Genomic DNA, 15,454 nt, shown 5'->3' with positions numbered 1-15,454 from the left:
CCTACACCCCCATCGCGGCGTTGCGCATGGCGCGTTTGCGCGGCACCAACCCGTATTTCGGTGAAAACAAAAAGGCACCGAAGAACAGAAGGGTTTGCAAACAGACAATCAATCCACCCGGATTGGCGTTCAGGTAATAGCTGGCATAGGCCCCCATGGCGCTGGTCAACGTCCCGATGGTCACGGCAAGGGCGATCAAACGGCCAAAGCGGTCGGTCAGAAGGTAGGCCGTGGCCCCCGGTGTCACCACCATGGCGATGACCAGACATGCGCCCACGGTCTGTAGCGCGGCCACGGTCGCGGCGCTGAGCAGGGTGAAAAACAAAATTTTCAGCGGCATGACATGCAGGCCGATGGATTGGGCGTGTTTTTCATCAAAAAACACCGCCAACAAATCCCGCCATTTTAAAGTGAGCGCGATCAGGCAGATCACGGAAATGATGACAACCTGCGCTACATCAGAATCGGAAATGGCTAGAATATTCCCCAGAACGATGGATTGGATATTGACCGCCATCGGGTTGATGGACACCAGCAACAAGCCAACGGCAAAGAATGTTGTGAAGATCAGTCCGATAATGGTGTCTTCGCGCAATTTCGTTTTTTGCCGGACCAGCGCCATGCTGCCCGCGGCCAGGAGGCCAGCGAAGAAGGCTCCGGCGGCATAAGGCAGCGCCAAGAGATAGGCCAACGCCACGCCGGGGACGATGGAGTGAGCCAGCGCATCCCCCATCAGGGACCAGCCCTTGAGCATCAGATAAGAGGACAAGAACGCGCAAACACATCCGACCAGCGCGCTGACGCCAATGGCTTTCACCATATACATATACGTAAAGGGTTCGAGAAGCAGGTCGATCATGGTTTATCGCGCCCTGTTTTTACGATCCGTTCCCCGCCCTGTTCTCCGTACAGAACCAGCGGGCGTTCATCATCGGTCAGAACCGTAACGCAGCGTGAATCTTCGTCATCATGCAAATCGCGTCCCGCCAGTTGCAGGTGGCGCAGCATGCCGCCAAAGACTTTCGTCAAATTCGCTTCGGTAAAGGTTGTTTCAACTGGCCCATACGCAATCACGGTCCGGTTGATCAAGATCACTTCATCACAGAAACTGGGCACACTGCCCAAATTGTGGGTGGACACCAAAATCATGCGCCCTTCGGCGGCCAGTGACCGGAACAATTCGATCAGGGACGCCTCGGTTTTAATATCCACGCCAGTGAACGGTTCGTCCAGCAGGATGATGGATCCGCCTTGTGCCAGGGCGCGGGCGACGAAAATGCGTTTCTTCTGCCCGCCGCTCAGTTCGCCAATCTGGCGTTTTTTGTAATCAAGCATGCCGACGCGTTTCAGGGCGCTGTCCACGGCATCGCGGTCGGGCTGTTTCGGGTTGCGCAGGAATCCCATATGACCGTACCGCCCCATCATCACCACGTCTTCGACCAGAACGGGGAAGTTCCAATCCACTTCCTCCGTCTGCGGGACATAAGCCACCATGTTCCGGCGCAGGGCCTGCTTCACGCTTTGTCCGGCGATGGTCACCGTGCCCGTGGTGGGGGTGATAAACCCCATCATGGTTTTGAACAGGGTCGATTTCCCGGCCCCGTTGACGCCGACCAAGCCACAAATCACCCCGGAATGCAGCGTGACATTGACGTCATGCAGGGCGCTGTGCCCGTTCGGGTACGTCACGCCGACATTGTGCAGGTGAATTGTGGCGTCGTTCATTATTTTTTCTCCGCAGTTTTCTTCATGGCCGCCTGAAATCCCTCGGCAATGGTGTGTGTGGTCACTTTCAGCAGATCCAGATAGGTCGGGACCGGGCCATCCTGCTCACTGAGCGAGTCGACGTAGAGAACGCCGCCATAGGCCGCGCCCGTTTCCGATGCCACCTGTTTGGCCGGGCGGTCGGAAATGGTGCTTTCGCTAAACACGACCGGGATATTTTTTTCACGCACGCGGTCGATGACGGCGCGCACCTGTTGCGGGGTGCCCTGCTGGTCCGCATTGATGGGCCACAAATACACTTCCTTCATCTTCAAATCGCGGGCGAGATAGCTGAATGCCCCTTCGCTGGTGACCAGATAACGCTGGTCTTTGGGAATGTTGTCCAGCATCGGGGTTAAATCCGCCTTGATGGTGCGGATTTTGTCCGTATAGGCGCTGGCGTTTTTGTTATAAATATCGGCATTGGCCGGATCGGCGGCGATGAAGGCTTTGCGGATATTGTCGACATATAAAATGGCATTTTCGGTCGACATCCACGCGTGTGGATTCGGTTTCCCGGTATAGGGGCCTTCGTAAATGGATATGGGTTCAACCCCGTCGGACACCACAACACTGGGTACATCTTTGACGTCTTGCAGGAACCTTTCGAACCAGCGTTCCAGATTCATCCCGTTCCAGAGGATAATGTCGGCCCCCTGTGCGCGGATAATATCCTGCGGGGTGGGTTGGTAATCGTGAATTTCGGCACCGGGTTTGGTGATGGATTCGACGATGGCCGCATCGCCCGCGACATTCCGCGCAATATCGGCGATGACGGTGAAGGTGGTCACGGCCTTGATTTTTTCCTGCTCCGCCGCGGCGGTCTGGGGGGTGGCCAGGATCAACGTCAATAAAGCCAGAACCGTGAAGCGGCGGGAAGAAAACGTGCGATGGGCGCGTGACATGGGGTGTTGTTCCTTATACAATTTAGGTCTATGTTTAATATTTAGCATAGGCTAAATTTCTAAGCAAGAACTAAAGCCAGCATAAGGGACTCGAAATGAAGTTATCGCATTGTTTTTATTCTTTTTTATTCGCGAGCGCCCTGTGCGGTGGTCAGGCGCAGGCCCAGAGCATCAGTGCCGATGTCCTGATGGAATTGCAAAGCGAAAGCGGGGTGGATTCGTCGAATGATGACAATCACCGCACCAATATGTTCTTCCGCACCGAGGTCGCGCCGACGCTGACATTGAATGATCACTTTTATATCGACGGTACCTTGGTGTTGGAGCCTGTGCGCGATCCGGAGCCGGGTGATGATTTATTTTTCGAAGATGAAGGGATTTATGCCGAGGAAATCAAACTGAATTTCGTGCATGGTCCATGGCACGTGTTTGCCGGGAAATTCAATCCGGCGTTTGGTTTTGGCTGGGAATGGGGGCGCGGGATCTGGGGCGAAGATTTCGCCGAAGATTACGAAATCACCGAAAAAATCGGCTTTGGCGTTTCCTATGCGTTTGAAACCGAAACGATGGGCACGCATACACTGACCGGATCGACGTTCTTCACCGATACAACAATTTTGAGCCAGTCCATTATTCGCGGGCGCGGTACGGTTGAAAAAGACGACGGTGGCGCATCGAATACAGAAGATTTTTCATCCTTTGTTGCAGGGCTGGATGGCGACAATGTCGCCGGCGTCGATGGGCTGTATTATAAATTAGGATATCGTTTCCTCGGCGAGGGGGATGCCGATCATGCCACGGGTGGCGCGGATGAATCCGGCTGGGTGGCGACGCTGGGGCATCGCGTGATTGTCAATGAACGCATCAATCTGGACCTGTTTGCCGAATATACGGATATCCAGAATTTTGGTGGTGTTGATGGCGAAGGCCGCGATTATCTGAGCGGCAGTGTCAAAACGATATTGGATGAGCGTTGGAACCTGACGCTGGCGCATACGATGCGGAATATTGATGTTACGGGTGCGGATGATATTGACGATCATCTGAACCAGATGTCCGCCGGATACGATTTCCAAAATGGCCTGACGCTGGAAGCGGGGTGGAAGAATACTGAGGAAGATGGTGTTGATGACCATATCATCGGCGTTCTGGCGCGATATCAATTCGGGCTGTAAAGCGCAGACATAATAAAACCCCCGTCCGGCGCAAACCGGGCGGGGGTTTTATGTATGAAAATATTACATGCCCGGCAGAGAGAAGCTGTCCGAGTTGATCAGGTCAAACACGGTTTTCTTGCGTTTGCTGTAGGTCGGGCCGCCGCTGTCCAGAACGGTGTCAACAACCGGCTCTTTGCCAGAGCAGGTGTTGAAAATCATTTGAACATTGTAATTGAAGCCCTTGGTTTCTTTCTGCCAACGGATCGGGTTGTTAAAGGCGTATTTGCCGTTATCATCCGCATATTGGAAGCTGGAGCCCTGCAGGCATTTCAGAACGTCGGCGGTCAGCGTGGATTTCACCAGCGGCATCGCGTTCGGGCCGGTGCCTTCCAATGCGCCACGAATTTCCGAACGATCCATGTTGCGCAATTTTTTCGCTTTCACGCCCAGGATGTTCAGCACTTCGGTTTTGGTCACAACTTTGTCGGTGCCGGTGACGGATTTCAATTTGTCCATGCGAGCCAGAAAATCTTTCTCGTCCTTGAACAGGTCGGTGTTCACGCTGTCGCCACCGCCCGGTACGCCAACGCCCACGGCGGCGCAACCACCGCCAGCAACGGCCAATGCGGTTCCCAGTGCGGCTGCTTTCAGAAATTTGGTCATTACGCTTACATTCAGTGATGACATGGTTGTCCCCTGTTAAAAGTGTCAATTATGAATAAGGATGGGGACGGTGCCGCAGCCCCTTGTATTTGTCAAAATACAAGTGTGATGCGATGCAAAACTTATGAAAAAACAAAGTTTATCTTTTGATTTACCCGGTTTTTACCGGTGAAACGAAATTATCCGGCTTCAGGGCCAACAGGGAGCATGTCAGGTTTTGGACGATATTTTCCGCCGTATTGCCCATGATAAATCCGGCGATGCCGCCGCGGGCGACGGTGCCCATAATCAGGACATCAATACCATGGTTGCGGATCAGTGACGGAATGACATCCTCCGGAATGCCACGCAGGTGATGCACGACCTGACGATCCGTTTGCCCGGCTTCGTCCAGCAGACCTTGCAACGCTTCGCGATGTTCGGCGGCGCGGGCGCGAATGTGATGTTCGATTTCATTTTCAGGCCGGCTTAAAAACGCGCTGTCCCGCAGGGCGGCCTCGTAGGGTAGGTCCCAGCATGAAATAATGTTGAGTGTCCCATTGCACGTATCGGCCATGGCGCGCCCCAATTTCAGCATTCTGATCGACAGTGCGTGGGCTGATGCGTTCGGGCTTTCCGGATCAATGGCGACGGCAATGCTCATATTTTCGCGCGAATCCGGGATCGGACGGCACAGCCAGACGGGGCAGGGGCATTTGCGCAACAGGGACATGTCCAGGGCCTTGAACCCGGCGTTGCCGTCCCGTACGTCGGCGTCCTTGATGACCAGATCGTGTTTGCCTTTTATCGCGTGTTGAATAATGCGAATGGCCGCGGTGCTGCCGCCTTCAATATCATAGGTGATGTTGAGCGGTGTATGTGGTCCATGCAATGCGGCGGATGCGGTTTCAACAAGATTGCGCGTGTGGGTCAGGATCAAATCATCCAGTTGCTTGCGGTAGTCCGGCATGGCATCGGGCATTTCAGGGACCAGAATCAGGATTTTCAGCTTGGCGTTGTTATTCCGAGCCACGCTGATGGCTTGTTTCAGGCCTTCGGCTTTATGGTCGGTTCCGAGGGTGACAAACAGGATATTGTGAAAATTATTCATAATGTTTGGTGGCCTTTCCTGCGCGTAAAACAACACCCGTGAACGATATGACGTTCACGGGTGCGTGTAAATGTATAAGGCACATTGCCTGCGGTTGTCGGCCGGTGCTTGTCCTTACGGGGCTGGGGCCTTTGGCGTGTTTTTCTTGCTGTCCAGTGTCGCCGTTTGTACGGGGGCCGTGACGCCGCAGGCTTCGTTCAGGAACGGCTTCAGCATGACCAGAATGTTTTTCAACACCTGAGTCGGTCCGGCGCTGGTGAATTTATGTTTGGCGGCATTCGGACCGTCAACATAGAGCAGGACGGAGCCGAAGAAGCGTTTTCCCGAAACCGGGTCATCAATTTCAAACACAAAAGTAGCCGTGCGGTTCTTCACCTCGGCGGACGTCATGCCGCCGCCCGCGGTAAAGAATTTATCGCGGTTGTCACCTGTTCCGGTTTTACCGCCCACGTTCAAAACGCGGCCGTCATCCAGAACCACTTTCCCGGCGCGGAATCCGGTCCCGTCGCGCACGATCAGTTGCATGGTTTCCAGTGCAACGTCTGCGACCTCCTGTGGCATTACGCGCACGGATTCTTCCGGCTTTCGGGTGTAGGCGCGCTCGCGTTCCTCCGTATCCGGGGCCAGCGTCATGTCGGTGAAACGGATGCTGGGTTTACGGATGCCGCCGTTGACGATGATGCCGGAAAATTCGGCCAGAGCCGCCGGCGTGTCGCCGGAATCGCCCAGGGCGGAGCCCAGTGACGGCGTCATCTTTTCAAAGGAAAACCCGTTTTTCGCCCACATTTTGTGAATATGGCTGAAGGCGTCTTCTTCCAGAATGATGCGCAGACGTTTGTTCTGGGCTTCCATTTTGTGGGGTTTCAACAGCCATGAATAAATATCCTTCATCACTGTTTCGCCCTCTGCGTTCGGGGCGGTGGCGGCGGCGTAGGCATCGCTCCACGACAACGGCGTATCCGTCTTGGTGTTTTCGTGTGCCAGCCACAGATCCAGCGGGTGAACCTTGGTGATAAAAGCCAGGTCGTTCAGGTTGAATTTGTTGCTTTGCGGATCGCGTTTCCATGGTTCGTAAACGAAGCGTTCCGGGTCGTACATGGTGTACATCGCCTGCATCTTCTTCATGACTTTTTCGTCGGTGGATTTGGCGACCATATATTCGATCACCGCATCATCGCTGGCGTCCGGGTTGTCCTGACGATATTCGATTTCGTGCAGGCGGGCGGCCATCTCTTCGACTGTCCCTTGCGGGAAAATCATGCGGTACAAGGCCGCAATCTGGTATTGGGCGCGGTGATCGCGTTTGTTGACCAGATCGGTGAATATATCGTCACGCGATTTATCCCGCTGGGCGTTCCAGGCGCGATACAGGAAGACCTTGCCTTCCTTGTTGATGAATTGTTCCAGATAGCGGGCGCGTTGCGGGCTGTCCGGGTTGGTGAAAATGTCGTCCGGAACGTCCATTTTATGTTCCATCGTGAAATTCACGATGTCGCGCATAATCCGAACGGACGGCAGGTTGTGCGAATTTTGCAACGTTTCGCGGACGGTCGGAACGCGACCATTTTCATCGTTCTTGAAGTTGTTGAAGCGGTGAATGCCACCGCCGGTGAAGAATGTTTCACCTGGGTTGGCGGAATAGCGGCGTTCCATCGCGGCGTCCAGCAGCGCGCGCAGGGACAGGTTGGGCTCGTCCTTGGCGTGTTCCGCAATCAGATAGTCAATGGCCCAGCGGCTTAAATTGTCTTTGTACTGGTTTTTGGCTTCCTCCAGTGCGAACACGTCCTTGCCGGACAATTGTTCATGCAGATAGGCCATACATTCCAGATAGGTGACAAGTGTGCGCAGTTTTGCGGTCGAACCCAATTGCAGTTTGGATCCTTCGTTCAGGTTCAGGGCCCCTTGGTAGGTGTCCGTTTGAACGCGCAGATAGTTGGCTTTCTCGCCCGCTTCATACAGGGTGAAGGAATAGGTAATATCCTCCAGCCCGGCTTCTTTCAGCATGGGATAGCCCAGCAAACCGGCGGCGCGAACATTTTCAACGTCTTTCAACCCGTGCAGGAATTGGGTAACGGCTTCGGACGCGTCCTTGTTGACCGTTGTCACGGCGGAGGCATCGGTGCGGTCCAACCCGTACAGGCCGGTTTTAACGCCGAGCGCGTTCATCATCTCAATCCGCAGGGACATTTCCGTTTTGTTATGCGGAACGGCCATTTTGCGTTTGATATCTTCAGATTTGCTGAACTCCAGCTTGGCGTTCAGTGCGGCATCACGCATCCGTTCGGAAATAATGCCTTCGCGTGCCAGACGGGGCAGCAGGTTATCAACCCGCGCATTCAATTCATCGCGGCCACGGGTGCGCAGTAAATATTCCGACGGCTTCTTGATGGACAGGGCCAGATAGAAGGCTTCGCGGAAGGTTTGACCCGCTTCGGCCATTTCGGCGTCGTCCATTATGGATTCGTCTTTGGTCAGCAGATGGTTCAATTCCGCGAAATCGCGGCCAAACCACAATGCAATGCCGTCGCCAATCCCTTCAACATCGCCTTGCCCCGGATAGGATGACAGCGGGATAGAGTTGATGTAGTCGAGTGCGATATCCTTGCGGACTTCGGTGGTGTCCACGCCGTCTTTGTAGGCGCGGGTGGTTGCGCTGGCCATTTGTTGTAATTTGTCGATCGGGCTTTCGGTGCGGCCGCCATCGGAATATTTATATTTTTCCTTCTGTACGGCGGCGGTGGACCCGCCCGGATATTCACTGGCCACGCCCAGTTTTTTCAGAACCTGGTGGAACGATGCCTTGGCAAAACGGTCCCACTCAACGGCGGGGTTTTGCCGGTCCGGATGATCGGCCAGCAATTCGGCGTTTTCAACGAACAGCAAAGCGTTCAGTAATTTTTTCGGAACGTCATCGAATGTTTTATAAACATTCCGCGGGAACCGGGCCTGATACATCGTATCGCCAGTGTAATCGGTGATCGTTGCGCCGGCCTGTTGCTTTTCATCTTCCAGCAGGTTGAGTTGAATGCCTTGAATATTGCGGTCATACCATGGCGCAACGAAGGATCGTTCCCATTTGCCGCGGGCGGTCAGGGTCTGGTCATACGCGGCGAAATGTCTGTATCCGCGGCGATCATCAAACGGCCCCTTGGCCGGCGGGAAGATCAGCGGATCGGTGATTTTGGTGGTGTGGCGCTTGCCGGTTGCGATTTCGTTGAAATACTGGGATTGCCACGTGCTTTCATTGGCCTCGTAAAGGCCCAGCAATGCCGCGGGCGTTCCGACGATGGCGGTCCCGGCAACGGTGCCAATCATCCATTTGCGCAGGGCTGATTTCTTTTTTGGCGAAGGGGCTGGCGCATTGTGATCCTCTGTTGGAGGAGTCACGTTTTCGGTGTTGTTATGATCTACGCTCAATTTTTGACTGACCGCAGTTTATGTCCTGCGGTGCCTCCCTGTGGTTCGCATTCATGTACGATTGGGGGCAAATTACACCGTCGTCCGGTCAATATGCAAATAAATTGCAAAAAGGCCAAAATGTGGCGGTGCAATATTGATGTTATGGTGATTAAACTGATCGGTTTATGTGGTTTGCGCCTGTCTTCAATATGTTCAAAAATCCAGAATCGCATTATAAAGTCGCCATCATAAAAACCATGAACAATCATGCCGTTAGGGCCATAGCCCGCCGGGTGGGCCGGCGGCTTTGAAAATGGACTTTTCTATGCGTATCTGGCCCGGTTCCACACCGTTGGTTTTGCTGATGCCGTTGTGTCTGGGTTTGGCCGGATGCTGGGGCGGTGCGGACGTGCGCACGGCATACAGCCTGTCGGGTGTGGAGGGGGTGTCGGATCCGACATTGGTCCCCTTCTTGCAAAAAATTGTTGATGATCGCCTGGGTGGTGATTTTGAACTGGGGGACGATGTCGCCGAGAACCAGCGCCGCGAAGCCTATCGCGAGCAGATGATCCTGATGGATCTGCAGAAGGCGATGCGGGCGAAGGGTTATTATGATGCCACGGTCAAATATGTCGATGATACAGAAACACCGTTTGTGGGAACGTATGATATTGCGGCGGGGCCACTTTACACCATCGCAACATTAACGACCAACCCGCCGGAATTTTCCGCGGTGATGGGTGATGACGCGCTGAAACCCGGCACCCCGCTGGACGCCGCCGCGGTTCTGGTTCTGCAGGAAACGCTGAAAGACCGTATTGCCAAGGACAAATGCTATTTCACGTTGGATGTGAAAAACGAAGTTCTCCTGAACCCCGATACGCATACGGCGGATGTGACCTATCGTGTCGCAGTCGGTCCGGAGGCCACGCTGGGGCGCGTGACCTTCACCGGGCAGGACAGTGTCAAAACATCTTATCTGGACAAGCTGGTGCCGTGGAAAGAGGGGGATTGTTACCGGGACGCTCGGATCGAACGTTTGAAAAGCGCTTTGATGGAAACCGGTTTGTTTTCGCGGGCTGAAACGATTTTGCCAGCTGCGCCGGATGAAAACGGGATGGTTGCGGTTGAGGTTCGGCTATCCGAGCGCGCCCACCGTACCGTCAAAGCGGGGTTGAGTTATTATACAGACGAGGGCTTGGGCGCGACGTTTGGGTGGGAACATCGCAATTATCTTGGTGCCGCTGAAAAGCTGACCACCACGCTGGGCTTGTCTGCTTTGAAGCAAAGCCTGTCCGCGAATGTGTTGAAGCCTTTTTTCCTGCGTAAGGATCAAAGCCTGTCATTGAATACGGAAGTGCGGCGTCAAGACACAGATGCGTATGAAGAGTTAGGGATTGACGTCGGCGCGTCCATCAATCGCACGTTTAATAAGCGTCTGATCGGATCAACAGGGGTGAAGCTGGGCCTGACCCAGATTACAGAAGATAATGATCGCAAGGATGGCGATGATCTTTATGGTCTGGTGTCCTTGCCGAACAGTTTGACCTTTGACAACCGCAACGATGCGTTGGACCCGACACGTGGATGGCGGATCGCCGGAACGGCGACGCCGTTTTTCGATGTGTTGGGCGTCAGCGATCCCTTCCTCAAATTGGAATTTGGGGCCAGCACTTATTGGGCGCTGGATGAAAAGAAATGGTCCGTCCTGGCCCTGCGCACCAATATTGGCAGTATTGTGGGCAGTGGAACCTTTGATATCCCTCCCACGGAGCGGTTCTTTGCCGGGGGTGGTGGGTCCGTTCGCGGCTATGGGTATCAAGAGGTGGGGCCAAAGGATTCAAACGATGATCCCGTCGGTGGCCGGTCCATGGTGACGGGCAGCGTTGAAATGCGCCAGCGTTTTACAACGACATTGGGGGCTGTGGCCTTTGTCGATGCAGGTACCGTGGCGAATGAATCATGGCCAAAAATGAATGATGTGGCCGTTGGTGCGGGCGTTGGGGCCCGTTATTACAGCGGCTTTGGCCCCATTCGGTTCGATATTGCCGTGCCTTTGACGCAAAAGGACGATCTGGAATCGAATTTTCAAATTTATATCAGCATCGGGCAGGCGTTTTAAATGCGGATAAAAACCATTTTGCAAAAAACGGGTCATGCGGTGCTGGAGGTTCTGTCCGTCCTGTTCCTGTTTGTCATGATGATCCACGTGCTGATTGCGGTCGGGTTTGTCTGGCTGGGAACCCCCGGTGGGCAGGCCATGCTGCGCAAGCAGATCAATCTGGCGTTGGACGGTACCGGATACGCCGTTGATTATCACGCCGTGTATTACAGTGCGATCAGCGGACTGACCATTACGGGCCTGCGTATTGACGATTCCGACGGCATTGTCGCGGATGCGGACCGGATGACGATGCGGTTGGGCATTGTGCCCCTGGCGGCGCGTCATGCCGCAATCAGTTTTGATGCGGGGGCTGTGACGGTGCATCGTCTGCCCGCTGGCGCAAAGGATGAAGATACGGAGAAACCGACAGGCTTCACTCTTCCGGATTTGTATTTCAGCAGTTTGTCGCTGGACCGGTTGCGGATTAAACGGCTGGATTTGCGCGATGGTGTTGTGGGCTCGGCCGTGGTTCTGGCGCCAGATGTTACGATGAAAGTGAATCTGTCATCCGGTCTGGGGCTTGATATCAGTGCAGCCATTGGGCAGCCGGGTAACACGGTGATTGCGTGGATGCCGCAGATGCTCCGTATAAAGGGTGCCGTGGATACGCAAAATTTACGGGCCAATCTGGAAACATTCCGGGTTGAATCGGCGTCTTATACAGCCGATGGCGCGGGGCGTGCCGACCTGCATACCGGTGGGGACGTTGATTTCACCTTGGCGGTTCAGAGCTCCGACCTGCGTCCCCTGACGGGTGAGGGCGGGCAGGCCGATGTGCAGGTTCGGATTCATGGTGTGTCCAATGACCCGGCCCTTAATTTATCCGGTTCGCTGGTCATGGATCGTTTGGTTGAAAATGGATTGCCGCGCCTGGACGTGACGGCCACCGCACAAAATATAGTATCCACCCCCGCGGGCACGGTAGAGATGACCGGGCGTTACCGGGATGTTGATTTGCAGGCGGCGTTAAAATTTTCGTATGACGCGCCAGAATTAAATATTTCCGCTTTGACACTCACCGGGCCGGATTTGACGGCGGGCGGTGATGGTCTGGTCAATACATCCACCAGGCTGATCAGCGGCGAAGCCCGTGCCGATATTGCGGCGCTGGCGACCTATGCCCCCTTGATTGGTAAGGATCTGGCGGGGCGGGTGAAGGTGAATGCCAGCTTTGCCCCGACCGCAGCGGCCACGCAAGCCGTGACGCTGGATGCGGATATTCAGGGCGCGCGCTATGATACCTATAGTGCCGATCATTTGCGGGTGAAGGCCGCGTTGGCGGATATTCAAAACCCCTGGCCGCAAACAATGGATGTGGTTTTGGACGGCGCAAAATTATCCGATACGATCGCCGTCAAAACGATGGTCGCAAAAATTACACAGAATGATACGGGTGATTATCGCTTGAATATTGATGGGACGGGCACCGTTCCACAGGCTTTGCGGGTGAACGGGCAGGCCGACCTGTCAGCGTTGGATCAGCCGGTTCCATCACTGCGAAATATTGATATGGCCGTGACGATGGGCGGATCATCCGTGCGTTTGACCGGGGATGTGGTCGATCAGATCGCCAAGCTTTCGATGGTGACCAAAGATTTTAAAATGGCCGATATTCCGGCCACGCTGCCCGTGGCGTTGACGGGCACGGCGGTAACGGGGACTGTCGATATTACTGGACCGTTGGCCAGCCCGATGATTGCCGTAACGGCGCAGTCCGATGATCTTGTGGTTGCGCCAGATGTTCCGGCCATAACATTGGCCGTCAAAGGGGGGTATCAGTCCGGTATCGCGCGTTTTGATGTCAACGGTATAGGGCCGGCGATACAGGCCTTGTCCGCGCGGGCGTCTGTTCCACTGGCGGTGTCGCTGTATCCATTTGCATTTGACCTGCCGGGGCAGACCCCGTTAGAGGGTGCGGTGAATGCGCATTTGGACAGTGCCGTTCTGGCCGGCCTGATCTTGCCGCCGGGGCATCGTCTGTCCGGGGATTTGCGCGTTGATGGTACGATTATGGGGACGCTGTCCGCGCCAGATGCGCGTGGGACGGTGACATTCCAAAACGGGACATATGATTACGACCAATATGATGTCACGTTGCGCGATATTGATATTGCGGCGGATCTGGACCGCACCAGAATAAAGTTACAAAAATTATCCGCTGTGGATGGACGGGGTGGGCATATTTCCGGGGGCGGCGTTTTTGATCTTGTGAGTACCGCGGCAACGTCGATGACGCTTGATCTGGATGGCGTGCGTTTGGTCAAAAGCAATCTGGCCGATGGCACGGCGGATGCCGCTCTGGCTCTGAACGGACGCGCGGATGGTTACGATGTGACGGGAATGGTGACGTTGAACGATTTCAACGTCACGATCCCGGAAAAATTTCAAACGCAGATTCCTGAGTTGAATATCATAACGCCAGAGCGTACGGCGGGGCAGGACCCGTTGCTGCAAAAAATTGCGCTGGATGTGAAATTGCGTGCGCCACAGCGCATTTTCGTGCGGGGCTGGGGCTTGGATGCGGAATTTGGCGGTAATCTGGATGTGACGGGCACGGCGGCGGCCCCGCTGGTGAACGGCACATTTTCATCCATTCGGGGACGATATGAAGAATTTGGCAAGCGGTTTGATCTGGCCCGGGCCAATTTGCGGTTTCAGGGGGCTGTGCCGCCATCCCCCTATCTGGATGTTGAGGCCACACATGATACGGGAGAGGTAAAGGCCTCTGTCCTGCTGACCGGGCGCGTCAGTGAACCGAAAATCAGTTTTGCCTCCGTGCCAGCCTTACCCGAAGACGAAGTGATGTCGCGTATTTTGTTCGGTAAAGACATGAGCCGGATCAGTGCGTTCCAGGCCGTGCAATTAACACAGACGCTGCAACGTTTTTCCGGCAAGGGGGGCGGGTTTGACCCGGTGGGGATGGTCCGCGATATCACGGGTTTGGATGATATCAGTGTGGAAAGCGACGATGACGGTGCAACCACTGTGGGGGTTGGAAAATATTTGACCGACCGCGTGTATTTGCGTGTTGAAAACGATACTGGCGGCACAGGAAGTGCCGCCAGTATCGAAGTTGAAGTCACGCCGAGCATATCCGTCGAAAGTTCCGTCGGGCAAGATGCAAAGGCCGGCGGCGGTATCTTCTGGACGCGCGATTACTAAATCGCTGCACTCATCTTTCTGCTTTGGTCGGCATAGATGGCGTCCGAGGCGAATTTATATCCGAGCCCGCGCACGGACTGAATCATGCGCGCTTCGGGGCAATGGTCGCCCAGTTTTTTCCGGATACGCGCGATTTGCGTGTCAATTGCGCGGTCTGTGACGTTGAAATTACCGTTATGGACTTTGTCCAAAATCTGTTCGCGCGTCAGAACCCGGTTCGGGGATGACACCAAGGCTTCCAACAGGTGGAATTCCCTGATAGTCAATCCGGCGGATTTGCTGTTGCGATCAAACAATTGAAATTGGCTGCGATCCAGAACCCAATCACCAAATTGGATGCGGTCGCTGTTGTGCGATGTTGCCGTGGCTGCGCGCTGGAACAGTTCGCTGTGATGGCGCAATTGCACCTTGATCCGGGCAAACAATTCGCGGATCTGGAACGGTTTGCACAAATAATCATCCGCACCGGATTCCAACGCCTTGATTTTTGAGGCCAGATCGTCGCGGCTGCTGATCATAATGATGCGGGCGTCGGTCAAATCACGGATATGGGGCAGGGCATCAATGCCATTCCCGCCGGGCAACATGTGATCCAGCAAAATCAGGCTGGGGCTGCATGCGCGCAGAATTTTCTCCATCTCGGCAATGTCGCTGGCAAGCAGAACATTGTAATTTTCATATTGGAGGGGTTCTTTAAGTATTTGTTGGACCAACGGGTCATCATCGACAATAAGAATGGTGTGTGTCGGTGTCTTCATTCTGAATCTCACGCTCACTAAAAATAAATACGCGGGTACTCAATTTTCTACTTCCCCCATCATATCCGATGAACCTTATAGAAAGTATGAACGTTAGAATCAAAGGCTTAGCGCTTAAGGATAGTTTATATAGCCTTAGGTATATGTTTTTGGTGTTCTGTAAAACCGCAGACCTGCCTGCGCGTCTTTACGATTTCCCAATGGGTTCAATATTTTACGGAATCTTATCCACAGGTGCCCCTGATTCGGGGGCGGGCGGCTCTGCGTTTGTAACAAATCTGTAACAAACCGGGCATCGTTCTGTAACACGTCTTTGCGACCATCATTTGATAGAGCGGTCCAGAATGGGCCCGCCATTTTAATTGCGTCAAATAACAAAAATGATGGGAAGT

The 15,454-nt window shown here is 54.4% G+C and carries 10 protein-coding genes; 3 read left to right on the top strand and 7 right to left on the bottom strand.

Going from position 1 to position 15,454, the window contains the following annotated elements; translation table 11 throughout:
* Position 1 precedes the first annotated feature (1 nt).
* From A11S_RS09445 to A11S_RS09435, 3 genes are read right to left on the bottom strand one after another with little or no spacing between them, the layout of a single operon-like run.
* Complete coding sequence (locus A11S_RS09445; RefSeq protein ID WP_015468296.1) at positions 2-859, bottom strand: metal ABC transporter permease; 858 nt, start codon at positions 857-859, stop codon at positions 2-4.
* Positions 856-1,725 (bottom strand): manganese/iron ABC transporter ATP-binding protein, encoded by an 870-nt coding sequence (locus A11S_RS09440; protein WP_015468295.1) that lies wholly within the window; start codon positions 1,723-1,725, stop codon positions 856-858. The genes A11S_RS09445 and A11S_RS09440 overlap by 4 nt, the downstream gene beginning before the upstream one ends.
* Positions 1,725-2,669, bottom strand: coding sequence for a metal ABC transporter substrate-binding protein (locus tag A11S_RS09435; RefSeq protein ID WP_015468294.1), 945 nt, complete (start codon positions 2,667-2,669; stop codon positions 1,725-1,727). Before A11S_RS09435 ends, A11S_RS09440 begins: the two co-directional genes overlap by 1 nt.
* A 95-nt stretch (positions 2,670-2,764) precedes the next feature.
* On the opposite strand from A11S_RS09435, the gene A11S_RS09430 reads away from it, so the two are divergent.
* The gene (locus A11S_RS09430; RefSeq protein ID WP_015468293.1) at positions 2,765-3,844 is read left to right on the top strand and encodes a hypothetical protein; all 1,080 of its coding nucleotides are present in this window, start codon (positions 2,765-2,767) and stop codon (positions 3,842-3,844) included.
* 63 nt (positions 3,845-3,907) lie between these two features.
* On the opposite strand, the gene A11S_RS09425 is transcribed toward A11S_RS09430, so the two are convergent.
* The 3 genes from A11S_RS09425 to A11S_RS09415 form a co-directional block, all read right to left on the bottom strand.
* On the bottom strand, positions 3,908-4,489 hold the full coding sequence (locus tag A11S_RS09425) for a hypothetical protein (protein ID WP_235067749.1): 582 nt from the start codon (positions 4,487-4,489) through the stop codon (positions 3,908-3,910).
* 151 nt (positions 4,490-4,640) lie between these two features.
* Positions 4,641-5,579: a universal stress protein gene (locus A11S_RS09420; protein ID WP_015468291.1), complete on the bottom strand. Its 939-nt coding sequence runs from the start codon at positions 5,577-5,579 to the stop codon at positions 4,641-4,643.
* Positions 5,580-5,693: 114 nt separating this feature from the next.
* Positions 5,694-8,996 (bottom strand): transglycosylase domain-containing protein, encoded by a 3,303-nt coding sequence (locus tag A11S_RS09415; protein WP_041802674.1) that lies wholly within the window; start codon positions 8,994-8,996, stop codon positions 5,694-5,696.
* A gap of 307 nt (positions 8,997-9,303) precedes the next feature.
* On the opposite strand from A11S_RS09415, the gene A11S_RS09410 reads away from it, so the two are divergent.
* Both A11S_RS09410 and A11S_RS09405 read left to right on the top strand, forming a co-directional pair.
* Positions 9,304-11,100, top strand: a complete 1,797-nt coding sequence (locus A11S_RS09410) for an autotransporter assembly complex protein TamA (RefSeq protein ID WP_015468288.1) — start codon at positions 9,304-9,306, stop codon at positions 11,098-11,100.
* Complete coding sequence (locus A11S_RS09405; protein WP_015468287.1) at positions 11,101-14,304, top strand: translocation/assembly module TamB domain-containing protein; 3,204 nt, start codon at positions 11,101-11,103, stop codon at positions 14,302-14,304. It begins immediately after the preceding gene.
* On the opposite strand, the gene A11S_RS09400 is transcribed toward A11S_RS09405, so the two are convergent.
* On the bottom strand, positions 14,301-15,062 hold the full coding sequence (locus tag A11S_RS09400) for a response regulator transcription factor (RefSeq protein WP_015468286.1): 762 nt from the start codon (positions 15,060-15,062) through the stop codon (positions 14,301-14,303). The genes A11S_RS09405 and A11S_RS09400 overlap by 4 nt on opposite strands.
* Positions 15,063-15,454 lie beyond the last annotated feature (392 nt).

Source organism: Micavibrio aeruginosavorus EPB (assembly GCF_000348745.1).
GTDB lineage: Bacteria > Pseudomonadota > Alphaproteobacteria > Micavibrionales > Micavibrionaceae > Micavibrio > Micavibrio aeruginosavorus_A.
Note: the sequence above shows the minus strand (reverse complement) of the source record. Positions and strands in the feature narration are given on the sequence as shown.

What these genes read in the sequence shown, in the direction of transcription:
- A11S_RS09405 (WP_015468287.1), top strand. Translation starts at nt 11,101, where the DNA reads ATGCGGATAAAAACCATTTTGCAAAAAACGGGTCATGCGGTGCTGGAG.
- A11S_RS09435 (WP_015468294.1), bottom strand. Translation starts at nt 2,669, where the DNA reads ATGTCACGCGCCCATCGCACGTTTTCTTCCCGCCGCTTCACGGTTCTG.
- A11S_RS09425 (WP_235067749.1), bottom strand. Translation starts at nt 4,489, where the DNA reads ATGACCAAATTTCTGAAAGCAGCCGCACTGGGAACCGCATTGGCCGTT.
- A11S_RS09445 (WP_015468296.1), bottom strand. Translation starts at nt 859, where the DNA reads ATGATCGACCTGCTTCTCGAACCCTTTACGTATATGTATATGGTGAAA.
- A11S_RS09410 (WP_015468288.1), top strand. Translation starts at nt 9,304, where the DNA reads ATGCGTATCTGGCCCGGTTCCACACCGTTGGTTTTGCTGATGCCGTTG.
- A11S_RS09430 (WP_015468293.1), top strand. Translation starts at nt 2,765, where the DNA reads ATGAAGTTATCGCATTGTTTTTATTCTTTTTTATTCGCGAGCGCCCTG.
- A11S_RS09440 (WP_015468295.1), bottom strand. Translation starts at nt 1,725, where the DNA reads ATGAACGACGCCACAATTCACCTGCACAATGTCGGCGTGACGTACCCG.
- A11S_RS09400 (WP_015468286.1), bottom strand. Translation starts at nt 15,062, where the DNA reads ATGAAGACACCGACACACACCATTCTTATTGTCGATGATGACCCGTTG.
- A11S_RS09420 (WP_015468291.1), bottom strand. Translation starts at nt 5,579, where the DNA reads ATGAATAATTTTCACAATATCCTGTTTGTCACCCTCGGAACCGACCAT.